Source organism: Bradyrhizobium sp. JR4.1 (assembly GCF_040548605.1).
GTDB lineage: Bacteria > Pseudomonadota > Alphaproteobacteria > Rhizobiales > Xanthobacteraceae > Bradyrhizobium > Bradyrhizobium canariense.
In genome coordinates this window covers 86,637-109,160 of the sequence record NZ_JBEPRY010000018.1, presented here as the reverse complement: position 1 = coordinate 109,160, position 22,524 = coordinate 86,637, and the positions used below count along the sequence as shown (strand labels likewise).

General features: G+C 63.3%; 21 protein-coding genes. 11 read left to right on the top strand and 10 right to left on the bottom strand.

The annotated features are described in order from the left end of the window. Positions 1-56: 56 nt before the first annotated feature. Positions 57-1,376, bottom strand: a complete 1,320-nt coding sequence (locus ABIB90_RS29045) for a CmpA/NrtA family ABC transporter substrate-binding protein (protein ID WP_354201810.1) — start codon at positions 1,374-1,376, stop codon at positions 57-59. A gap of 670 nt (positions 1,377-2,046) precedes the next feature. On the opposite strand from ABIB90_RS29045, the gene ABIB90_RS29040 reads away from it, so the two are divergent. Next, positions 2,047-2,886, top strand: coding sequence for a formate/nitrite transporter family protein (locus ABIB90_RS29040; protein WP_354163151.1), 840 nt, complete (start codon positions 2,047-2,049; stop codon positions 2,884-2,886). A gap of 61 nt (positions 2,887-2,947) precedes the next feature. Next, positions 2,948-4,684, top strand: a complete 1,737-nt coding sequence (locus ABIB90_RS29035; protein WP_354201839.1) for a bifunctional protein-serine/threonine kinase/phosphatase — start codon at positions 2,948-2,950, stop codon at positions 4,682-4,684. A 24-nt stretch (positions 4,685-4,708) separates the two neighbouring features. Here ABIB90_RS29035 and ABIB90_RS29030 read toward each other — a convergent pair whose 3' ends face one another. Together ABIB90_RS29030 and ABIB90_RS29025 are read right to left on the bottom strand one after the other, a co-directional pair. After that, positions 4,709-5,383, bottom strand: coding sequence for an NAD(P)-dependent oxidoreductase (locus ABIB90_RS29030; RefSeq protein ID WP_354201808.1), 675 nt, complete (start codon positions 5,381-5,383; stop codon positions 4,709-4,711). Positions 5,384-5,425: 42 nt separating this feature from the next. Next, positions 5,426-6,295 carry an SDR family oxidoreductase gene (locus ABIB90_RS29025; RefSeq protein ID WP_354201806.1) on the bottom strand — a complete coding sequence of 290 codons (870 nt, stop codon included), beginning with the start codon at positions 6,293-6,295 and terminating at the stop codon, positions 5,426-5,428. A gap of 103 nt (positions 6,296-6,398) precedes the next feature. On the opposite strand from ABIB90_RS29025, the gene ABIB90_RS29020 reads away from it, so the two are divergent. Further along, positions 6,399-7,292, top strand: coding sequence for a LysR family transcriptional regulator (locus tag ABIB90_RS29020; RefSeq protein WP_354201838.1), 894 nt, complete (start codon positions 6,399-6,401; stop codon positions 7,290-7,292). Between the two features lie 31 nt (positions 7,293-7,323). Here ABIB90_RS29020 and ABIB90_RS29015 read toward each other — a convergent pair whose 3' ends face one another. Beyond that, the gene (locus ABIB90_RS29015; RefSeq protein ID WP_354201805.1) at positions 7,324-8,241 is read right to left on the bottom strand and encodes an intradiol ring-cleavage dioxygenase; all 918 of its coding nucleotides are present in this window, start codon (positions 8,239-8,241) and stop codon (positions 7,324-7,326) included. Between the two features lie 171 nt (positions 8,242-8,412). Between ABIB90_RS29015 and ABIB90_RS29010 the strand changes: the two genes are divergently transcribed. Continuing rightward, positions 8,413-9,687, top strand: a complete 1,275-nt coding sequence (locus ABIB90_RS29010; protein WP_354201804.1) for a serine hydrolase domain-containing protein — start codon at positions 8,413-8,415, stop codon at positions 9,685-9,687. A 48-nt stretch (positions 9,688-9,735) separates the two neighbouring features. Here ABIB90_RS29010 and ABIB90_RS29005 read toward each other — a convergent pair whose 3' ends face one another. The 4 genes from ABIB90_RS29005 to ABIB90_RS28990 form a co-directional block, all read right to left on the bottom strand. Continuing rightward, positions 9,736-11,055 (bottom strand): TRAP transporter large permease, encoded by a 1,320-nt coding sequence (locus ABIB90_RS29005; RefSeq protein ID WP_354201803.1) that lies wholly within the window; start codon positions 11,053-11,055, stop codon positions 9,736-9,738. Further along, positions 11,052-11,567: a TRAP transporter small permease gene (locus ABIB90_RS29000; protein WP_354163172.1), complete on the bottom strand. Its 516-nt coding sequence runs from the start codon at positions 11,565-11,567 to the stop codon at positions 11,052-11,054. Before ABIB90_RS29000 ends, ABIB90_RS29005 begins: the two co-directional genes overlap by 4 nt. Before the next feature lie 83 nt (positions 11,568-11,650). Further along, entirely contained in the window at positions 11,651-12,649 is a 999-nt protein-coding gene (locus ABIB90_RS28995; RefSeq protein WP_354201802.1) for a TRAP transporter substrate-binding protein, read from the bottom strand. Positions 12,650-13,008: 359 nt separating this feature from the next. Further along, the gene (locus tag ABIB90_RS28990) at positions 13,009-13,242 is read right to left on the bottom strand and encodes a hypothetical protein (RefSeq protein WP_219682739.1); all 234 of its coding nucleotides are present in this window, start codon (positions 13,240-13,242) and stop codon (positions 13,009-13,011) included. A 138-nt stretch (positions 13,243-13,380) separates the two neighbouring features. On the opposite strand from ABIB90_RS28990, the gene ABIB90_RS28985 reads away from it, so the two are divergent. From ABIB90_RS28985 to ABIB90_RS28975, 3 genes are all read left to right on the top strand, one after another. Continuing rightward, complete coding sequence (locus ABIB90_RS28985; RefSeq protein WP_007593970.1) at positions 13,381-13,725, top strand: DUF1236 domain-containing protein; 345 nt, start codon at positions 13,381-13,383, stop codon at positions 13,723-13,725. A gap of 342 nt (positions 13,726-14,067) precedes the next feature. After that, on the top strand, positions 14,068-15,525 hold the full coding sequence (locus ABIB90_RS28980; protein ID WP_354201837.1) for a sensor histidine kinase: 1,458 nt from the start codon (positions 14,068-14,070) through the stop codon (positions 15,523-15,525). Between the two features lie 13 nt (positions 15,526-15,538). Further along, a complete protein-coding gene (locus ABIB90_RS28975; protein WP_354201801.1) occupies positions 15,539-16,675 on the top strand; it encodes a mandelate racemase/muconate lactonizing enzyme family protein in 1,137 nt (378 codons plus the stop codon). Here the strand turns inward: ABIB90_RS28975 and ABIB90_RS28970 are convergent. Together ABIB90_RS28970 and ABIB90_RS28965 are read right to left on the bottom strand one after the other, a co-directional pair. Next, positions 16,672-17,403, bottom strand: coding sequence for a cytochrome c biogenesis CcdA family protein (locus ABIB90_RS28970; RefSeq protein ID WP_007593977.1), 732 nt, complete (start codon positions 17,401-17,403; stop codon positions 16,672-16,674). The genes ABIB90_RS28975 and ABIB90_RS28970 overlap by 4 nt on opposite strands. A gap of 206 nt (positions 17,404-17,609) precedes the next feature. Next, positions 17,610-17,876, bottom strand: coding sequence for a hypothetical protein (locus tag ABIB90_RS28965; protein WP_007593979.1), 267 nt, complete (start codon positions 17,874-17,876; stop codon positions 17,610-17,612). A 490-nt stretch (positions 17,877-18,366) separates the two neighbouring features. On the opposite strand from ABIB90_RS28965, the gene ABIB90_RS28960 reads away from it, so the two are divergent. The 4 genes from ABIB90_RS28960 to ABIB90_RS28945 all read left to right on the top strand — a co-directional run bounded on the left by ABIB90_RS28960 (position 18,367) and on the right by ABIB90_RS28945 (position 22,471). Beyond that, positions 18,367-19,413, top strand: coding sequence for a LysR family transcriptional regulator (locus ABIB90_RS28960; RefSeq protein ID WP_007593980.1), 1,047 nt, complete (start codon positions 18,367-18,369; stop codon positions 19,411-19,413). Positions 19,414-19,442: 29 nt separating this feature from the next. Then, a complete protein-coding gene (locus ABIB90_RS28955; RefSeq protein WP_026233304.1) occupies positions 19,443-19,814 on the top strand; it encodes a helix-turn-helix domain-containing protein in 372 nt (123 codons plus the stop codon). Between the two features lie 374 nt (positions 19,815-20,188). Then, on the top strand, positions 20,189-21,538 hold the full coding sequence (locus ABIB90_RS28950; RefSeq protein WP_354201800.1) for a L,D-transpeptidase family protein: 1,350 nt from the start codon (positions 20,189-20,191) through the stop codon (positions 21,536-21,538). A 111-nt stretch (positions 21,539-21,649) separates the two neighbouring features. Continuing rightward, a complete protein-coding gene (locus tag ABIB90_RS28945; protein ID WP_354201799.1) occupies positions 21,650-22,471 on the top strand; it encodes an enoyl-CoA hydratase in 822 nt (273 codons plus the stop codon). Positions 22,472-22,524: the final 53 nt, after the last annotated feature.

Genomic DNA, 22,524 nt, shown 5'->3' with positions numbered 1-22,524 from the left:
ATATTTCTCCGGCTGCAAAAGGCGATGCGGCCGCCCGGAGGCGGCCGCTGGCTCCATCAGACTTCGACGCGCTTGATCGCGAGCGACTTCAGATAGGCAGCCGGATTTTCCGGATCGAACACCTTGCCGTCGAAGAAGGTCTCCTTGCCGCGCGAGGTGGAGGTCGGGATCTCTGCGCTTGCGATGCCGAGCGTCTTGGCCGCGTCGCGCCACATGTCTTCGCGGTTGACCTTGGCAATCAGCGCCTTGGTGTCGAAATTCGCCTCGTATTTGCCCCAGCGAATGTCCTCGGTGAGGAACCAGAGGTCGTGGCTCTGGAACGGATAAGAGGCGAAGTCGCGCCAATACTTCATGATGTGCGGCGAATTCTCGACCACCTTGCCGGGAAGGCCGTAGTCGAACTTGCCGGCGGTGCGGTCGAGTACGTCTTCGACAGGGCAGTTCATCCACTGCCGCTTCCCCATGATGGCAGCAAGCTCGGCCTTGTTCTCGGCCTTGTCCGACCACTGCTGCGCTTCCATCACCGCCATCAGCAGCGCCTTCGCGGCCTTCGGATATTTGTCGACGAAGGCGGCGCGCATGCCGAACGATTTTTCCGGGTGCTTGTTCCAGAGCTCGCCGGTTGTGACCGCGGTGTAGCCGATGTTCTGGTGAATCAACTGCAAATTCCAGGGCTCGCCGACGCAGAAGCAGTCCATCGTGCCGACCTTCATGTTGGCCACCATCTGCGCCGGCGGCACCACGATGGTCTCGATGTCCTTGTCCGGATCGATGCCGCCGGCGGCAAGCCAATAGCGGAGCCAGAGGTCGTGCGTGCCGCCGGGGAAGGTCATCGCAGCCTTCACGGCCTTGCCGGAAGCCTTCTTCTTCTCCAGGGCCGCCTTGAAGTTGGACGCATCGACACCGAGCTTGAGGTCGGCATATTCGCTGGCAACGGAGATGCACTGGCTGTCGAGATTGAGCCGCGCCAGGATGTACATCGGCGTTGGCTGGTTGTTCTGTGTCACCTTGCCGGCCGAGATCAGATACGGCATCGGGGTCAGGATATGCGCACCGTCGATGCCGTTGCCTTCCGAGCCGAGCACGAGATTGTCCCGCGTGGTGCCCCAGGAGGCCTGCTTCTGCACGTCGGTGTCGGGCATGCCGTATTTGGCGAACAGGCCCTTGTCCTTGGCGACGAACAAGGGACCGGCATCGCTCAGCGCGATGAAGCCAAGCTTTGCGCCCTTGACCTCCGGACCGGCGTCCTGCGCGAAAGCGCCCGCTGGGAAATTCAGCTTCACGGCGGCCAGGAGTGCGGCGGTCGAGCCGGCGGCCTTCAACAATTGACGGCGGCTGAGGCCAGTGTCCGACGGCCGGCGGGTGCGCTTGGTCATAGGCGGTATCGTCCTTTGCGTCGTTGCAGAATGATTGTGTCAGTGCACACGAGCAGCCCGTCCGTCCGGCGACGCCTGAAGCAGCGCATGCGAACGCGCGACGGGGAGACCCCCGTCTGGTGGCGTCGGCAATTCGGATGAGAAGTCTCGCGGGACGGCTTCAATGGCGTCGGCGTGGAACTATTCAAGCTTCATGCCAAGCGTGAGGCAGCCGAAAACAAATCGATATCAATAGCTTATGTACGCCGCGCCAGTCTGTCGCAGGTCTGCTCCGCTCGTGAAATTTGCGACCTGCCCAACATTTGTGCGGCGCACAAGTCTTGTGCAGCCGCTTAAGCAACAGGCCACTCGGCCCGCAAAAGCCGGGTCAGGAAAAGTCGTATCTTCTTGATATCGCTGGGTTCTTATAGACCAGGCGCACGGCACGCAACTTGCATTTGAGTTCGCGTCAACGAAGACTGCGGCTCGACCGCAATGCTGCAGCCTCAGGCGGCTGCAGCACGGAAGCTCACCTGCTTCGCGGCCCTCCCGGCTTCATCCTCGTGACGCGATTCCCAGAGCTTCCAAATCTCTCCGGCTTACGCGCGGCAACCAGCCCGCACGGCCAATGATGTTCAGTCGCGCTCACGCAGAGTGTGTCGATCTCACCAGGAAGCAAAAGGAACCATTGATGTCGTATCTCGCGCCTTCGGAATTCGTCACCAAGATGGTGGATGCGGGCGAGTCCAAAGTCTTCATGTCCACCCGCGATACCATCATCCGCGCCTATATGGCCGGCGCCATCCTCGCGCTCGCCGCCTGGTTTGCCGTCACCATCAACGTGAACACGGGGCAGCCGCTGATCGGCGCGCTGCTGTTCCCGGTCGGATTCTCGATGCTCTATTTGTTGGGGTTCGACCTTTTGACCGGCGTGTTCGTGCTGGCGCCGCTGGCGCTGATCGACAAGCGCCCCGGCGTCACCTTCGGCGGCGTGCTGCGGAACTGGGGCCTCGTCTTCGTCGGCAATTTCGCAGGCGCCCTGACGGTGGCCTTCATGATGGCCTTCGTCACGACTTTCGGCTTCACGCAGGATCCGGACAAGGTCGGCACGGCGATCGGCAATATCGGCGAAGGCCGCACGCTCGGCTACGCCGCGCACGGCGCGGCCGGCATGGCGACGCTGTTCATCCGCGGAATGCTCTGCAACTGGATGGTCTCGACCGGCGTCGTCGGCGCCATGATCTCCACCTCGGTCCCCGGCAAAGTCATCGCGATGTGGATGCCGATCCTGGTGTTCTTCTACATGGTGTTCGAACATTCCGTCGTGAACATGTTCCTGTTCCCCTCCGGCCTGATGCTGCACGCGAAATTCTCGATCATGGACTATCTGATCTGGAACGAGATCCCGACCGTGCTCGGCAATCTCGTCGGCGGCCTCGCCTTCACCGGCATGACCCTCTACGCCACGCACGTCTTGACCCAGCCGAAGCGCCAGGCGGGCAAGGCCTCGTCGCCCCGCGTCGCGGCCTGAGCAAACAACGTCTCGACAGGAGAGCCTCGCCCGATCAGGGTGAGGCTCCCCTTTGCCGGTGATGACGATGACCCGCGGACTTCAGATCTCGGTCGGCCAGCATTCCGACAAGGGTCGCAAGCCCATCAACCAGGATTTTCACGGCGTCCTCGTCCCGGACGAGCCGATGCTCAGCCTGAAGGGCATTGCGGCCGTCCTCGCCGACGGCATCTCCAGCAGCACGGTGAGCCAGATCGCCAGCGAGTCGGCGGTCAAGAGCTTCCTGATGGACTATTACTGCACGTCGGAATCCTGGACGGTGAAGACCTCCGCCCGCCGCGTGCTGGATGCGACGAATTCCTGGCTGCACGCGCAGACGCGCAAGAGCCAATATGCCTATGACCGCGACAAGGGTTATGTCTGCACGCTGAGCGCCATGGTCATCAAGGCGACCACCGCGCACATCTTCCACGTCGGCGACTGTCGCGTCTACCGCGTGGCGGGCAAGGCGCTCGAGCAGCTGACCGACGATCACCGGATCATTGTGTCCTCGGAGCAGACCTATCTCGGCCGTGCGCTCGGCATCAATCCGCAACTCGAAATCGACTACCAGAGTTTCGAGATCGAGACTGGCGACACCTTCCTGCTGGCGACCGACGGCGCCTATGAATTCGTCGACGCGCGTTTCATCACGAACGCGCTCAGCGAGCATGCAGCCGAGCTCGACGGAGCGGCGAAGGCGATCGTCGAGGAAGCCTACCGGCGCGGCAGCGACGACAACATCACGGTCCAGATCCTCCGCATCGATGCAGTGCCGCAGCGCGAGCCGGCCGGCATCTTCAACCAGACCTCCCAGCTGCCGCTTCCCCCGCTGCCGGAGCCGCGCGCCATCTTCGACGGCTACAGGATCGTCCGCGAAATCCACGCCAGCAGCCGCAGTCACATCTACCTTGCCGTCGACGCGGTGACCGAGGAACCGGTCGCGCTCAAGCTTCCGTCGATCGATCTGCGCGACAATGCGGCCTATCTGAAGCGCTTCCTGATGGAGGAGTGGATCGCGCGCCGGATCGACAGCCCGCACGTGCTGAAGCCGCTGTCGCAGTCGAAACGGCGCGGCTATCTCTATGTCGCGACCGAATTCGTCGAAGGTCAGACCTTGCGGCAATGGATGACAGACAATCCGCGCCCCGATCTCGAAACCGTCCGCGGACTGGTCGAGCAGATCGCCGCGGGCCTGCGCGCCTTCCACCGCATGGAGATGCTGCATCAGGACCTCCGGCCCGACAACATCCTGATCGACAAGACCGGCACCGCGAAGATCATCGACTTCGGATCGGTGAAGGTGGCAGGCGTCGCGGAGGCAGCGCCACAGGACGAGGCCGACGAAATTTTGGGAACGGTCCAGTACACGGCGCCGGAATATTTTCTTGGGCAAGTCGGTTCGCCGCGCTCCGACATGTTTTCGCTGGCCGTGATCTGCTACCAGATGCTGACGGGAAAGCTTCCCTACGGCACGCAAATCGCCAGGATCCGGCGCAAGGCGGACGTGCGGAGGCTCAAATATCGCCCGGCCGACGACGACAGCAACGTGCCTGCCTGGGTCGACGGCGCGCTCAGACGTGCGCTCCATCCGGATCCCTACAAGCGGCACGAGGATCTGTCCGAATTCGTCTTCGAGCTTCGCACGCCCAATCCGGCCTATCTCGACACGCGGATCACGCCGCTTCTAGAGCGCAGCCCGCTGATGTTCTGGAAATTGACCACGGCGGCGCTCGCCTGCGTCGTCGTGGTCCTGCTTGCGATGTTGCACGCGCGCTGATCAGGGGTTTAGCCACGCAAAGCGTCACCACGTGATCAGCGGAGACCGATGCAGCCAGGTATCGGCGCGCACTTGATCCAGCACGAATGTAGCAACGTCCTCGCGCGCGATGCTGCCACCATGGAAGCCCGAAAGATCCGTCAGCGCCCGGACCGAGCCGCGGCCGGGCTTGTTATTGAGGATCGAGGGGCGAACCAGGACCCAGTCCAGCCCGCTGTCTCTGACGATCGCCTCCTGCCGGTTCTTGTCGGCGTACACCTTCTTCAGGAGAAGCGGAAAGATCACGTTGTCGGCGACAAAGCCGCCGTGCCCGGCACTGTCGCCGGCGCCCATTCCCGTGATGCAAACCAGCCGCGAGACCTGCTCGGCCTTCATCGCGCTCACGAGCGCGCGCGTCGCGGTCGAGAGCAGCGTCACCTCGCGGAACGGGCTTACCGGTGTACCCAGCGCGCTGACTACGGCCTCACGGCCTTTGAGGGCTTCGCGCAGGGCTGTTTCATCGCGGGCATCTCCGACGATGAGCTTCGCCCCCGTGATGTCACTTGCCTTGCCGGCGGAGCGCACCAGCACGGTGACGTCGTAGCCCCGCGCCGCCGCCTGGTTGACGATCAGGCGACCGGTGGCACCGGTCGCTCCAAGCACCAATATCTTCGTTGCGCCTTCCGGATTCACCGGAACAGTGGCGATTGAAGAGGTCATGATAGGAGTCCTCGTTGTCGTGATGGGGACGTGCCCCTGCCGTCAGGCAGTGGCCGTGATCTCGGAGACGAAGTCGCGATAGGAGCGCAGGGGACGGCCCAACAGCGCGGTCAGACGCTCGACGTCGCCGGCCTCGGGGACCATTCCCTCGGTGAGGAAACGCTCGCTCATCAGCCGCATGTCATAAGCCATCCAGCTCGGCATGAACTGCCTGAGGTTCTTCTCGAAGCCGGCGGTATCGTCACCGGGATAGGCGATCGTGCGGCCCAGCACCTCCGACCAGACGGCGGCGGCTTTCGCGCCGGTCAGCGTATCAGGACCGACGAGATTGATGCGCGTGAGCGGAAGCGGTGTTGCGGCGCGCTCACGACGGATGAGCTCAAGGGCCGCGATCTCGCCGATGTCGCGTACATCGATCATGGCGAGCCCCCTGCTCCCGATCGGCATCGGATAGATGCCGTATCCGGTCACCACGTCCTTGATCGTGACGTCGTTGTTCATGAAGTACGCCGGGCGCAGGATGGTGGCGTTGAAGCCCATCTGCTCGATCATCCGCTCGACGCCGAACTTGCCGGCAAAGTGCGGGACGTTCACGTAGCGATCGCCGTGGATCACCGAGAGGTAGACGACCCGCTCGACGCCAGCCTCGCGGGCCAGGTTGAGCGCGATCAGCGCCTGGGTGAATTCATCCGGCACCACTGCGTTGAGCAGGAACAGGGTCGAGACGCCCTTGAACGCGCTGCGGAGCGCGTCGACGTCGAGCAGGTCGCCCTGCACGACGGTGACGCCTGCCGGGAGGTTTGCCTTGGCAGGATCGCGGGCGAGAGCACGGACATCGGCACCGCGCTTGACGAGCTGCTCGAGGACGTGGCGGCCGACGGTGCCGGTTGCGCCGGTAACGAGGATGGTCATGGGGATCACTCCGGGGTTGGGTCAGAAGACATCCGGGAAATTAGTGATCCACAAACGAACCGATAGCCGCTATATCTGGACAGACTGTCTCACTGGTGGAACGATGGATCTACTCGCACTCGCCGATTTCAATCTGGTTGCCCGGCACGGCGGGTTCGGCCGGGCCGCACGCGCCGCCGGACGCCCGAAAGCCACCCTGTCCCGGCGGGTCGCGGAGCTGGAAGCCGCGCTCGACCTGCGCCTGTTCGAACGGGGAGCGCGCACCCTGAAACTCACGCAGGAAGGACGCGCCCTTTACGAGCGGACGGGGGCCTTGCTCACCGAGCTCGACGAGACGGCGACAGCGATCGCCTCGGGTGGAGACAGGCCGCGCGGGCGCTTGCGGATCAGCGCGCCTATGCTGTTCTCGCAGACTGCAATGGGAAATCTCGCGGCCGGGTTCGCGCTCAGATATCCGGAGATCCGTCTTGAGGTCACGACGGAAGATCGCTCCGTCGACATGGTGGAGGAAGGGTATGATCTGGTGATCCGGGTCAATCCCGATCCGGATGAAAACCTGGTCGGACGAATCTTCTTGCGCGATCGGCTGGTGGTGGTGGCGAGCCCTGACCTCGAACGACCGAGGGAGGGTATCGCTGTGCCGGCTGTCATGCGCGGAGCGGGCGACCGGAAAACAAGCTGGGACGTGACGGTGCCAGGCGGACAATCGCGCATCGCGATTGACCCGGTCCTTCGCCTGGCATCGCTCATCATGGTCCGCGACGCTGTCCGGGCCGGCGTCGGCGCCGCACGCCTTCCGGTGTCACTGGTCAGTCACGACCTCGCTGCCGGCACGCTGGTGCTTTGGGGCGATATCGAGGGACCGGAGATCGCGTTGTGGACGCTCTATCCATCGCGCCGGCTCCTGAGCGCGCGCGTATCCGCCTTTCTCGACTTCATGAAAGAAGCCTTTCCGATGGGGACGCCTGACGAGCTGGCGGTCTTTATCGGGAGATGAGAGGGCGGTGCGCGCTGCTCGCGCCCGACGGTCAGGCGTGCTCCTCCGCCTTCGTCCCCAGCGGCTTTGGCGCCATACCGCCGCCGGGCTTGAGGTGAAATTCGTAGCTCATCAGATGCCACTGCCCGTTCGCCTTGCTGCCGTCGGGCATCGCCGCATCGTTGCGCGGCTCGACCTTGGCGACGAGGTCGTCCTTCACGCCGAACACCACGTCGGAATCCAGATATTTGTCGCCGTCCATGAAGACGTGGGTGATCAGCGGCTCGTAGCCCTTGGCATTGACCAGGAAGTGCACATGCGCCGGGCGCATCGGGTGGCGGTTGGTCTGCACGATCATCTCGCCGACCGGACCGTCGGTCGGAATCGGGTAGCTGCACGGCAAGATGGTGCGGAAGAAGAAGCGGCCATCGCTATCGGTGATGAAGCGCGCCCGCGCCGAGGCGCCGACCTCGTCATAGTTCGGCTTCTGCGAGTCGTAGAAGCCGTCATCGTCGGCGTGCCAGACGTCAACGGGGACATTCGCGAGCGGCTTGCCCTTGAGATCGGTGACACGGCTCTGCACGAACATCCGTTCGCCGGTCTGATTGTTCGGAGAGATGTCGGTGCCGTGCGCCGTCACCTTGTGCTCGCCGACATAGAACGGCCCGAGCACGGTGGTCTGGGTAGCGCCCTCGCGCTCGCGATGGTTGACCGCGTCGACCAACATGGAGACGCCGAGCACGTCGGACAGGAGGATGAATTCCTGCCGGGTGTCCGTGCATTTCTGGCCGGTGCGGGTCAGGAAATCGACGGCGTATTCCCATTCCTCGAAGGTGAGGCCGGTCTTGCTCACGTAATCGTGCAACGACTTCACCAACTCCTGGAGCAGGAATTTCGCGCGCGAGTCGGGTGTCTGGTCAAAGCTCTGGACGACGGCGTCGGTGAGTTCGGTTTCGTTGAACTGGGTCATGGTGCGTTTGCCTGCGTTTTCTCATTGGCCCGTTGGGGATCTTTTGGGCTGCTTGGAGGCGTTCCGAAGTGAAGCCTACACCAAACAGCCGGCCGGCGTTAAGCGCGACCGGCTTGGAATGAGACCGCCTTTTCGGCTATCAACGGCGGACAAAACTGCCCGGAGGAACTGATGCTCGCGCCCACCCCCGCCTCGCCCGAATCCGTGGGCATGTCCAAAGCCGCGCTCGACCGTGTCGATGCGCATCTGAAGAGCCGGTACATCGATGCCGGCCGCTTCCCGGGCACGCATCTCCTGGTCTATCGCCGTGGCAAGATCGCCCACAGCTCGGTGCAGGGTTTTGCCGACGTCGAGCGCAAGCTGCCGGTCAGGGACGACACCATCTACCGCATCTATTCCATGACCAAGCCGCTCACCAGCGTCGCCTTCATGATGCTGGTCGAGCAAGGCCTCGTCGCGATCGATGAGCCGGTCGCCAAGTACATTCCGGAATGGAAGGATCTCGGCGTGTTCGTCGCCGGCACCGCGCCGTCCTTCCTGACCCGGCCGCCGTCGCGGCCGATGCTGATCGTGGACCTCCTGCGCCACACCTCCGGCCTCACCTATGGCTTCCAGCAGCGCTCGAATGTCGATGCCGCCTACCGCGCTGAAAAGATCGGCGAGGTCGAGAAATCAGGCACGCTGCAGACCATGATCGAGAGCCTCGCGAAAATCCCGCTGGAGTTCTCGCCGGGCGAGGCCTGGAACTACTCGGTTTCGACCGACGTGCTCGGCTATCTCGTCGGCAAGATCTCCGGCATGCCCTTCGAGCAGTTCCTGAAACAACGCATCCTCGATCCACTCGGCATGACCGACACTGATTTTCACGTGCCGGCTTCCAAGGCCCACCGGTTCGCCGCCTGTTACTCGGCCGACCCGGGTGGCGGCATGACCTTCCATGCCGGCCAACGGCGCGAGGGCCTGACATTGCAGGACGATCCGGCGACGAGTTCGTTCCTGTCACCGCCGTCCTTGATCTCGGGTGGCGGCGGGCTGTGCTCGACGACGGCCGACTATCTCACCTTCTGCCGTGCGCTGCTCAATGGCGGTGAGCTCGGCGGCGTCAGGCTGATCGGGCCGAAGACGCTGGCGCTGATGACGACCAACCACATTCCGGGCGGCCGCTTCCTCCCCGAGGTGTCGCGCTCGCTGTTCTCCGAAGCGACCTATAACGGCATCGGCTTTGGCCTCGGCTTCGCCGTGACCATGCGCCCGGCCGAGACACTGGTCGCCGGCAGCCCCGGTGAATACAATTGGGGCGGCGCGGCCACGACCTCGTTCTGGATCGACCCGGCCGAGGAGCTGATCACCATCTTCATGACGCAGGTGCTGCCATCCAGCGCCTACCCGCTCCGGCGCGAGCTGCGCAGCATGGTCTACGCCGCGATCACCGAGAGCAATCTCTAGACAAAATCACCGATCCCGCGGCATCAGAACCGCGGGATCAAGCCCCCCTCATTTCAGCATCTCCGGCACGATCAGGCGCGGCAGGAACAGGGAAACGCTGGGCCAAATGATGAGCGCCGCCAGCACGAGCAGCATGGGGATCAGCATGATCACCGTGTCCTTCAGCGCATAGCGCAGCCGTACCCCGGCGATCGAGCAGGCGATCATCAAGCACAGGCCATAAGGCGGCGTCACCAATCCGAAGGCCAGCGAGACGATCGAGATGATCGCAAACTGCACCGGATGAAGGTCCACCGATTTCGCCAGCGGTTCGAGAACGGTGCCGACGATGATGATCGCCGGAATGGCGTCGAGGAAGCAGCCCACCACCAGAAAGCAGAACGCGATGAAGAAGCCGGCCCCGATCGCACCCATGCCCCAGGTCGAGACGTTGGCCAGCAATTCCTGCGGAATCCTGTAGTAGGCCAGCAGCCAGCCGAACGCGCTGGCGGTGCCCACGCAGAACAGCGCGACACCCGCGAGACGGCCGGTGTCGAGCAAAGCCTTGTAGAGTTCGCGCGCGCCGGTTTCACGGTAAAAGAATGTCGATAGCGCCACGGAATAAAGCACCGCGACGCAGGCGGATTCGGTCGCGGTGAACCACCCCAGCAGGATGCCGCCGACGATGATGAACGGCGTCAGCAGCGCCGGTATCGAGCGCCAGATGGCGCAGCACATCTCCCTCCAGGTGTCCTTCGGATAGGTCGGATAACCACGCCGCACGGCATAGACATGCACTGTTGCCATCTGCGCGCCGGCGATCAGCAAGCCCGGCACGATGCCCGCGAGATACATCGCGGCGATCGAAGTCGAGATCAGTCCGCCCCACACGATCATCAGGATCGAGGGCGGGATGATGACGGCGAGCACGGCCGACACCGCTGTAATGGCGATGGAGAACGAGAGGTCGTAACCCTCTTTGGTCTGGGCATCGATGAATATCTTGGACTGGCTCGCCGCGTCCGCGGTGGAGGAGCCGGAGATGCCGGCAAAGAACACCGACAGCACGACGTTGATCTGCGCCAGCGACCCCGGCCAGTGCCCGACCATCGAGCGCGACAACGCCACCAAGCGATCGGTGATGCCGCCAATGCTCATCAAATTGGCGGTGAGCAGGAAGAACGGCACCGCCAGCAGGATGAACGAATTGTAGGCGTTGAAGGTTTCCTGCGCGAGCGTCATCAGCGACAGATGCGGTTCGATCAGCAGGATCGGCACGCAGGCCAGACCAAGCGCGAAGGCGACCGGCACGCGTATGATGAGCAGGCCAACGAAAGTACCGAACAGGACCATCGCGGCGTGCCCGGCAGAAAGAACATTGCCGCTCATTGATTTGCCCCAACCAGAATCCGGATCTCGTCGACAATCTGTTCACCGGCGAACACGATCCAGGTCACGCCGGCAACCGGCCAGGCGACGTGGATCAGCCAAAGCGGCAGATCGGCCAGCTCCGAAGTTCTGTTCCAGGCAAAGCGGGTGAACTCGATGCCGGCGGAGACGAACACCAGCGCCAGCGCCAGCACGCCGAGCTGCGCGAGAATCCGCACCAAGGCTTCGCTTCGGCGTGACAGGTCGGGCCAGACGTCGACTTCAAAATGCTGCGACTCTCTGATGCCGACCATCGCGCCGATCATGATCGTCCAGATGAACATGAACCGCGCCATCTCCTCGGTCCAGATGTAGGACGGAATCAAAGGCGTGTAGCGCGAGATGATTTGCAACGTGACGGGAATGACCAGAAGGCCGACAGAGGCCGCGAGCAGGATTTCAAGCAGTTTTGCATAGGCCGCCGTTGCTCGGCGCCATAGCGACGGGTTCGGTGGCATCGATATTTCGGTCATTACAACTCCGGGGATCACAATCACGCAATGGGGCAAGCCGTCCGGCTTGCCCCGACGTCCTGTCGCGTGGGCAGCGACAATTCTCAGACGACGTTGATCTTCTCGAAAATGCCTTCCGCGCCGATTTCCTTGGCGTAGGTGGCCATCACGGGATCGGCGAGCTTCTTCATGGCGTCCCGCTCTTCGAAGGGAACGCGCTTGAGCTTGCCGGCCTTCTCCAGCGTATCGAGCTTGACAACCTCTTCGCTCGACTCCAGCTGACGACCATAGTCGCCGGCCTCCTTGCCGGCCTTCATGATCGCGTCCTGCAAATCCTTCGGCAAGGTCTTCAGCGTCTTCACCGAGAAGCAGATCGGCCGGATCGACACGGCGTGCTGGGTCAGGTTGAGATGCGGAGCCACTTCGTAGAACTTCATGGCCTCGACGCCGGCCGCCTCGTTCTCGCCGGCCGATATCACGCCGTTCTGGATCGCGTTGTAGATTTCGTTATAGGCGATCACCGTCGGGCTCATGCCCACGGCCGCAAAGGTCTTCGACCAGATCGGCGCGCCCTGTACGCGCACCTTGAGGCCCTTGAGATCGGCAAGAGTCTTGAGAGGCTTGTTGGCGAAGATATTGCGGATGCCACCGCCGGAATAGCCGATCAGAACGACCTCGGCCTTGGCCGCGACTTCGTCAGCGATCGGCGCCAGGATATTGGCTTCGACGACCTTGTTCATGTGTTCGATGCCCTTGAACACGAAGGGCGCGTCGATGAACGGAGCCGCCTTGGCGAAGGTCGACATGTGAGCCGGCGAGACGATGCCGTAATCGACGGCTTTGCCCTGCGACATGTACTCGAAATACTGCTTTTCGAGGCCAAGCGAGGAATTCCTGTGCAGCGTGAAGTTGACTGGCTTGCCGTAATACTTCTTCACCAGCTCTTCGAACCGGAGCAGTGCCCGGTTGAAGGCGTGGTCGTCGTTGAACTGGACCGCGCCGTTCAGCGTGATCGGCGACTGTGCCCTGACGATTGACGGCATGCCAATCGCGGCCGCCGCAGTGGTCGCACCGAGCCCAGCGAGAAATGATCTTCGCTTCATCGTCTCCCCTCCCTTTGATGCTCCGGCCCCGTCGCCGGGCCGTGAGCGCAGCCGGTATGCGGCTTGCGAGTGGGAAGCGTATGGAAAACGTCGGCGGGACGGAAGTCATTTCGCGCGCGCGGGAGGTCCTCTTCGTCGCAGGACCACTCTTCGCGCGAACTGTTGCACTGCAACTTGCGCTCCTGGCGACGCGTGGCAGGCTGAGGGGAGACAGGCTTGCGGACCTGTGCGCTGCACGCACAGATCCGCTCGCCTTCCACTGTGCTTTAATGCAAATGGCCGATCAGATAGATGCCGCCGCCGATCACCAGCACGGCAGGAACGGCCCAGAGAATCAGAACTGGCATTTGTCATCCTCCTCAGTTCGACGTGCAGACCTTGACGGTCTTCATGCCGCTTTCAGCCTCGGTGCGCGACTTGTAGATCGTGCCCGACGGGCTGACGACGGTCATGGACGTGTCCGTCGGCTTCTTGTCGACGATCGTGCACTTCTTGGTCTTGACGTCCTGCACGACATAGAACTCGTCGGCAGCGAACGCCGGCAGGGAAAACGCGGCAAGCATCAGTGCTGCAGTTACTATCTTCAACTTCATTGGTCGTCCTCCTCCAGAACCCGAGCCGTTCAGCCCGGTCATCTACAAACGGGAAAAAATGGCAATTGGTTCCCAGAGCCGGGAACGCTGTCGGCGATGAGGGGTTGTTGCGGCGCATATTCGAATAAGGAGAACGAGATGAAGAAGTTGTTCCTGCTTTCCGCCGCCGCGGTCCTGATTTCGACCGGTGCTTTCGCGCAATCGACCGTCGTAACGACGACTGGAACCGGTCACGCGGCGGCCGTTCAGATCGAGCCGCAATACCGGACCAGGATCAAATCCTACGTCACCGAGCATCGCATTCGCCCGGTCACGACGAAGGAGAAGATTATCGTCGGCGCGAAGGTGCCGAGCGACGTCGAGCTCGAGGCCGTTCCGGCCGACTGGGGCCCGTCCCTCACGAAGTATCGCTACGTCTACTCCGGCGATCGCGTGATGCTCGTCGATCCCGGCTCGCGTACGGTCGTTCAGGAAATTGATTGATCCAGGTGTAAGGGGGCCGCCTTGAAGGCGGCCTCCCTCTCTGGGAGTTGACGTTATGAGATCGCATCGAGAGGCCCGGATCGCCGGGCTCAGCCTGGCGGCCGTGTACGCCATGTGCCTGCTACTAACCGCAATCAGCATGAGCTGAGGCACAGCCGCCGACTGCGATGCAAAATCTTCTGGGCGGCTCGTCCGGACGCGAAAATTATGGCGCGGCGCAAATCCCGCCCCTATGGTCTCCCAAAATCATAAATCCGGCGCTCCCTTGCGCTGGAACCGGGACGCCCGCGTTTGTCAAAGCTCACTTTGCCGGTCCGGCTCGCTCTTCTGGTCACGGGAACGATGTTGCCGCTGATCGTCTTCGCGGTCGGTATTGCCGTCTACAATTACAAGCAGGACCGCAACGACGCGACCCGCCGCGTGCTGGAGAACGTGCGCAGCATGCGCCTCGTGCTGGACTCCGAGGTGCAGCGGATGACCGGCGGCCTGCAAGTGCTTGCGCTGACCAATTCGCTGCGCAATGACGACTTCCAGAGCTTCCGCCGCATGGCCCTCGGCTTCGTCGACCAATATGGCAAGGGCGGCCTGGTGCTGATCTCCGATCGCAAAGGCCGGCTGTTGTTTTCCTCCGCGACCGAGGACACCGCAAGCCTGCCGCCGCGCGGTCATCTCGAGATCATCGAGAAGGTGTTTGCGACCAGGTCGCCGCAATATTCCGACCTGTTCACCGGCGCGATCAACGGCCGACAGGTGCTTACGGTCGAGGTTCCGGTGCTCCGCGATGGCGAAGTGATCTACGACCTCTGCTTCAGTCCGCCGGTCAGCACCTTTCAGGACCTGGTCGAGAAGCAACGGCCCGACCAGAACTGGACGGTTTCCTTGCTCGACACCAAGGCTTTCGTGTTCGCGCGCACGCCGAACCCTACGGAGACGTTCGGCAAACAGGCTACCGGCACGCTGTATGAGAGTATATTGCGCACACCGGAGGCCGCACTCTCGACCGTTTCGCTCGACGGTGTTGCGTTGTCCACCGTCTATACGAGGTCGCGGCTCACTGGCTGGACCATCGTGGCCGGCGTCGCCGAGAGCTCGCTGATCGCTCCGCTCTGGCGCAACATCGCGATCACCAGTTTTATCGGCGGCATCCTGCTGCTGACCGGCCTGACCTTCGCGGTCAGGATGGCGACCACGATCGCGCGCGGCGAGATGCTGCACGATCTCCTGATCGACGAGCTCAACCATCGCGTCAAGAACACGCTCGCCTTGATGCAGGCGATCGCGGTGCAGACCTTCCGCAGCGCCAGCCGGGACGAGCGGACGAAGTTCGAGGGGCGGCTCGGCGCGCTGGCCGAAGCGCACAATTTGTTGAGCCAGGAAAAATGGGCGGGCTCCGAGCTGCGGGACGTGATCACCCGCGCGCTCCAGCCGTTCCTGCTGAACAATCCAGAGCGCATCCGCATGGCCGGACCCGCAGTGCCGCTGTCGCCGCGGCTCGCCGTGGTGCTGTCGATGATCGTGCACGAGATCGCCACCAACGCTGCAAAGTACGGCGCGCTGTCCAATGAGACCGGCCGGGTGACGCTGGAGTGGGAGGTCGTTGCCGAGGCGCCGAAGCCGCGGCTCCGCCTGATCTGGACCGAGATCGGCGGACCGCCGGTGACGGCGCCGGTGCAACGCGGCTTCGGCTCACGCCTGATCGAACGCAGCGCGCGCGACCAGCTCGGCGGCGAGGCAACGGTCGACTTCCTGCCGCGCGGCGTGGTCTGCACGGTGATTTGCGCGCTGGATGAGGCGCGATGAACGGAGGCCGGCAATGAAGATCACAAGCGTTCGCACGCACATCCTCGAAGCAAAGCTGTCGCAGCCCTTCGCCTATTCGCGCGCCTGGTACGACACGCGCACCGCGATGCTGGTCGAAATCGAGACTGACGACGGCCTTGTCGGCTGGGGTGAATGCTACGGCCCGGCACGAATGACGGCGGCGGTGGTTCGCAGCATCGAGCCATGGCTGATCGGCGAAGATCCGTTGCGCACCGACGTGCTGTGGCAGATGGTCTATGCGCGCTTGCGCGATCATGGCCAGAAGGGCGTCGTGATCCAGGGGATGAGCGGCATCGACATCGCGCTATGGGACATCAAGGGCAAGCATTTTGGCGTACCCGTGCATCAGCTTCTCGGCGGTGCCGCGCGCAAGCAGGTTGTGGCCTATGCGACCGGTCTCTACCGGCGCAAGTCAGGCGATCCGCTGACCTATCTGCCGGAGGAAGCGGCCGGTTATGCCGCCGAAGGATTCCGCGCCGTGAAGCTGAAGGTCGGTTTCGGCATCGCCGAGGATGCCGCAGTCACCCGCGCGGTGCGCGAGGCGATCGGCGCCGATGTCGCGCTGATGGTCGATGCGAACCACGCCTATGACGCGGTCGCGGCGATCCGGCTCGGCCGCCTGATCGAGCGCCATGACATCGGATGGTTCGAGGAGCCGGTGCCGCCGGAGGATGTCGCGGGCTATCGCGCGGTGAAATCCGCGCTCACGATTCCGGTCGCCGGCGGCGAGTGCGAATTCACGCGCTTCGGCTTTCGCGAGCTGTTCGTCTCGCACGCACTTGACATCGCCCAGCCCGACACCTGCGCGGCAGGTGGTTTGAGTGAATGCAAGAAGATCGCCGACATGAGCGAGGCGTTCGGCATCCGCTACAATCCGCATGTCTGGGGCACCGGCATCGCGATCGCGGCCTCGCTTCAGCTCCTCGCCGTGCTGCCGTCGCACACGCCGACTTCGCTGTCGTCGCTCGAGCCGATGCTTGAATTCGACCGCACCGAACATCCGATCCGGCAGGCGATTTTGAAGGAACCGATCGAGCATGCGAGAGGCGTCGTGCGGGTGCCCGAGGGGCCAGGCCTCGGCATCGAGATCGACCGCGAGGCGCTGGCGCGCTTTGCTGCGGAGGCCTAACCGATCGTCTGCAACGCCGGAAACGTCTCCAGCAGCCAGATGCTCACATTCGAGACCGCGCCGGTGAGGAATCCAATGCCGGTAATCACCATCAGGACGCCCATGGCGCGCTCGACATTGACGAGATGGCCCTTCATGCGCGCGAACAGGGTGGAAAATTGCTCGATCATCAGGGCAGCGATCAGGAAGGGAATGCCGAGGCCGGCCGAATAGACCGCGAGCAGGCCGGCACCCTTCGTCACCGTGGCTTCGGCCGCGGCGACCGAGAGGATCGCGGCGAGGATCGGGCCGATGCAGGGCGTCCAGCCAAAGGCAAAGGCCAGCCCCATCACATAAGCGCCCCAGAGGCCAACGGGCTTGGGCGCGGTCAAGCGTCCCTCGCGCATCAACAGGCCGATGCGCGTCAGGCCGAGGAAGTGCAGGCCCATGACGATGATGACGATGCCGGCGAGGATCGAGAGTTCGGCCGACCAGGCGCGGATCAGTCCGCCGATCAGAGAGGCGCTGGCGCCGAGCGCCACGAACACCGTGGAGAAGCCGAGCACGAACAGGAGCGCCGACATCATGATGGCGCGCTTGGAGGTCGAAGCGGGCTCGTTGCTTTCGACATGCTCGATCGTCGCGCCCGTCAGATAGATCAGGTAGGGCGGAACCAGCGGCAGGACGCAAGGGGAGAGGAAGCTGACGAGGCCGGCAATCAGCGCCGCCGGGATCGAAACATTTTGCATGATGCAGTCGGAGCCATCTCAGGCCCCGGTGCGGCGCGCGGGGAATGCGCGCGGCCCGGAGCCGAACCGGCTCTGGTGTAGCCGATGCCAGCGAATGCGCAACAGAGGCGCACAAAACCAGGGCTCCTCCCGATGCCGTCTGTGATCACAGATGCGGCATCGGGACACGCACAAATCTCGCCAAAAAGCGAAACTCGGCGGCGCGGCTACTTCACCACGCGGAGCAGCGGACGCCGGGGCTGGTCCTGCGTCTGCTTGGAGGGGGGCTGCGGTTCGTTCGTGGCCGTCCGCAGCATTTCGTCGCACAGTGCCTTGAGATCGGCACTGTCAATTCCTTTGAGTTTCATCCGCACGTCCAGGATGACAATGGACAGCAGCTCGGCCGACTCGCGGCTGTTGCTCTCGTTGAGCACCCTGCGGCACTCTTCGAGCGTTTCCAGCACCGACTGCAACTGTTCGTCTGAATGCGACACGGCGTTCTTTCCGCTAATTCGGCCTGTGAGACGTGGTTGTGACGACCCTTTTGGCCCCCATGGAGCGTTGAGGATAACACGAGGCCGCTGCGCCCCCGAACAGGATTTCAGTGTGTTTCTGCCTTGAAACCGCGGTTCCCGCGCGTATCGCGTCGCCCCGCCGACCGTCGTCGAAACGCTCAGTCGTAAAACGCCTGGCGTGCTGCAATTGATCCATCGCGGAACGCGGCGCCGGCTCTCGCCCATGGACGTTCATCGCGGACAGCGCCGACGATCCCGCAGCCATGTCACGGCTCACAACGGAACTCACGCCACACCCCTCATACGGGCGATGGTTTGCCCGATTCCCAGCCCTTGTTCCCAGCCCTGGCAGCACCCGAATACCACCTGCGGCGTAGTAAGGATGACGTTCAAAACTCGTCGTTCCTCAACCCGCAGTGGTTGTGGTTTGCGCCAGATTCTGCCAGTTTAGCGACCCGAAGGGACTTGTATGCACTCCTTGGCGGAAAGGGGCGTTCCACTGCAGGAACGCCCAAAGACAAACATCAGCGGCCTGTCGGACTGGGATGCGGCGCGCATTTTCCTGGAAGTCGTCCGATGCGGAAGTTTCCGTTCGGCGGCCGAGCGCCTGTCGCTGTCGATCAATGCCGTCCGCCGGCGGATCGATGATTTCGAACGCCAGACCGGCACCACCCTGTTCACCCGCGACGTCCACGGCACTCATCTGACCGACGAAGGCGCGCTGGTGGTCTCCGCCGTCGAGCAAATGGAGGCGGCCGCGTTCGACGTGCTGCGCACCAGCGATTCGACGGCGAACGCCCTGTCCGGCGAGGTCCGCGTCGCCGTCACCGAGGGACTGGGCACATTCTGGCTCGCCCCGCGACTGGTCGAATTCCAGCAGGCCTTTCCGAAGATCCTGGTCGACCTGCACTGCGCGATGCGCTCGGCCGACGTCTCTCGCCATGAGGCCGATGTCGCCATTCACCTGTCGCGGCCCTCCGCACTCGACGTCAAGCTGGTGCGCCTCGGCCGCATGCATCTGATGTTCTGGGCCTCCGAGAAGTACATTTCAAAACATGGCGCGCCGCGTTCGGCGATGGAGTTGATCAAGCACCGCCTGGTGCTGCAGTTCGCCGACCAGCTCGACGCCAAGCAAACTTTCGAGAGCTTCTTCCCCGGCGTTCCGGAGCGTGACCTTCTGGTCATGAAGACCAACGTCTCAAGCGCCAATTACTGGGCGGTCGCGAATGGTGCCGGAATTGGCGTATTCCCGAGCTACGCCGTTGCGCTTGGCGGGAAGTTGATTCCACTGGAGGTCGAGCTGAACAGATCGCTGGATATCTGGTTGTCCTACCACCCTGGTAGCGGCCGGATTCCGCGAGTGCGGCACATGATTGACTGGCTGATCGAAGCCTTCAATCCGGCGCGTTTCCCGTGGTTTAAGGAAGAGTTCGTGCACCCGCATGAATTCAAGGACGAGTATATGGGCGAACCCCTGACCCACCTCTTCGGGGGGTTTTCAACCGAAGACCGATGAGAAAAAAGATGAAGACAGCGGCGAAGAGAATGAAGCAGCGCAGTGCCGGCAAGCCGGACATTGAGTTGGGCAAGCGAATCCGTCTGCGGCGCGTCGAGATGAAGGTCTCGCAGGCGGAGCTCGGCGAGAAGCTCGGCGTCAGTTTCCAGCAGGTCCAGAAGTACGAGAAGGGCGTCAATCGCGTCGGCGCGGCCCGGCTCCAGCAGATCGCCACCGCCCTCGATGTGCCGGTGACCTTCTTCTATGACGGCGACAACAAGGCGCGCGAAGTCGAGAGCCTGCTCTTCCTGGACTCGGCCTTCAGCCTCCGCCTGCTGCGCGCCTACAGCAAGATCAAGGACCAGACGGTGCAGCGTCAGCTCGTCTCTCTGATGGAATCGATCGCGGCGAACGAAGCCTGAGCCGATCGGCGTTCGCGCCTTTCCGCCCGATGTTCAATCCGCCGCGTCACGGGGACGCGGCTGGATTGGACGAGACCCGGACGAGATCTATCCGGCCCGCGCGCTCGCGCAGACTTCTCGGGGCGGCATCACCGCCCCTTTTTGTTGACCATTTTTCCCGCCGTCGCCCGCGGTTTTCGCGAACCGATTCCGGCCCTGTCGCGACCCAATCCAGAGACCGCCGTCCGACGTGCGGGGCTCGTGATGCGCCGTGCTTAAGGGAGCCGCAACCGGGAGGCGCTAGCCTCTCGCCGATTTCTCGAATCAGCACGACCACCGGAATTTCCGACGCGATCGCCCGTCCGGGCCTCGCTCTCATGGGGAATATGGGACACATGTCGAAACGCCATGCGATGATCATTGCCGTCGGCCTGCTTGCGAGCGCCTCCGCGCTTGCGCAGACCGAGACCATTGGGCAGGCCGGGCCTAAGCCGGCGACTACGGCTGGCACCGTGCCGGCCGCCGCCAATCCGGCCCACGCAGCCGCCCCGAAAACCGCCGCGCCGGCATCCGCTTCGACGGCAGAAAGCCGCTCGGCCGCGGCGCTCGCGCTGACGCATGAGCCGACCTATGACGAAGGATCCGCCCAGCGCATCAAGGATGCGGCACTGAGCTATTCCGATCTGGCCGTGCGCGGCGGCTGGCCGGCCATCCCGGCAGACGCCAAATTCGCGCCCGGCGCCCAGGGCGCCAACGACGATCTCCTGCGCAAGCGGCTGATCGTCTCCGGCGATCTTGCCGCCGACAGGGCGAGCGGCGCCTTCGACCAGGATCTCGCCGACGCCGTGAAACGCTTCCAGGCCCGCCACGGCCTCGCACCGACCGGAACGATGACGCCACGCACGATCGCGGCGATGAACGTGCCGGTGCAGACGCGCATCCGGCAGCTGGAGGCTTCGCTGCAGCGGCTCGAGAACATGAATTTCGGCTTCGGCCAGCGCTATGTCGTGGTCAACATCCCCGGCGCCTTCGCCGAAGCGGTCGAGAACGACGTCGTGGTAAGGCGTTATCGCGTGATCGTCGGCAAGACCGAAAAGCCCTCGCCGACGCTGACGGCCCAGATCAGCAGCGTCGTCCTCAATCCGACCTGGACGGTGCCCTCCTCGATCGCCAAAACCGAGATCTCCGCGCATATGCGCAAGGATCCTACCTATCTGTCGCGCATGCACATGGAGGTGCTCGACGCCCACGACAATCCGATCGATCCGAATTCGGTTGACTGGTCGGGCACGCATACGCCGAATTTCACCGTGCGCCAGCACAACGGCACGTTCAACGCGCTCGGCGCGGTCAAGATCGACATGCCGAATTCCTATTCGGTCTACATGCACGACACCAACCAGCGCAATCTGTTCAGCGACGATTACCGCTTCGATTCCCATGGCTGCTCGCGCGTCGACAATGTGCGCGATCTCGCCGCATGGCTGCTGAAGGACCAGCCGAAATGGAGCCGCGCCGCGATCGACGCGGAAATCGCCAGCGGCCAGCATCTCGACGTCGCCATGGTGAAGAAAGTGCCGGTGGCCTGGATCTATCTCACGGCGTGGATGACCAAGGACCAGACCGTCCAGTTCCGCAACGACGTCTATAACCAGGACGAGCAGCTGCTGGAGGCGACCGCCGAAGAGGCGGCCTTCTTCAGCAATGCCGGCAGCCATCCGCTGACCGCGCATATGACGAGATAGATCGCGCCATGCAATCGCGGCACAGGCGGCTGCACAGCCACGTCCGTTGCCGCGGTTGACCCTGGCCTCGCCCCGGCCGAACATTGCGCCTCGCCAACGAAAGCGAGCGCGATGTCCGACATGTCCAGCACAACCGAAATTCCTTACGCCGACGGCAAGATCCTCAAGCACATAGCCGGTGGCGTCGGCGTGATCACCTTCAACAATCCCGACAAGCGCAATGCGATGTCGCTGGAGATGTGGGAGGGATTTGGCGAGGCGCTGACAGCCTTACGCGATGACGCTGCCGTGCGCGTCGTGATCCTGCGCGGCGGCGGCGGCAAGGCGTTCGTGTCGGGCGCCGACATCAGCCAGTTCGAGAAGACACGCCATAACGCCGCCGCTTCCGAGGAATATGGCAAACGCAGCGCCGCCCAGCGCGCGCTGCTCGCCGATTATCCCAAGCCGACCATTGCCTGCATCCAGGGCTTTTGTCTCGGCGGCGGCATGCAAGTGGCGATGCTCGCGGACATCCGCATTGCCTCCCATGGCAGCCAGTTCGGCATTCCCGCGGCGAAGCTCGGCATCGCCTATGGCTATGACGGCTTGAAGCACCTGGTGTCGCTGGTTGGCCCGTCCTGGGCCCGGCTCCTGATGTATACGGGCATGCGCATCGATGCGTCGGAAGCGCTGCGCATCGGGTTGGTCGAGCGCGTGGTTCCGGAGGATCAGCTCTGGGGCGAGACCATGGCCATCGCCGAGACGATCTCGCAAAATGCGCCGCTCGCGATCAAGGCTGCCAAGCTCACCATCGCGCAAGTGTTGAAGGACGAAAGCGGGCGCGACATGGACGCGATCAAGGCGGCCGGCACGGCCTGCATGGACAGCGCGGATTTTCGCGAGGGCCGGCAGGCCTTCATGGAGAAGCGCAAGCCGCAGTTCCAGGGACGGTGATTCCGTCGTCAGCGAGCAAAATGAAAACAATCCAGAGTGCCTCTGCCTCTTCG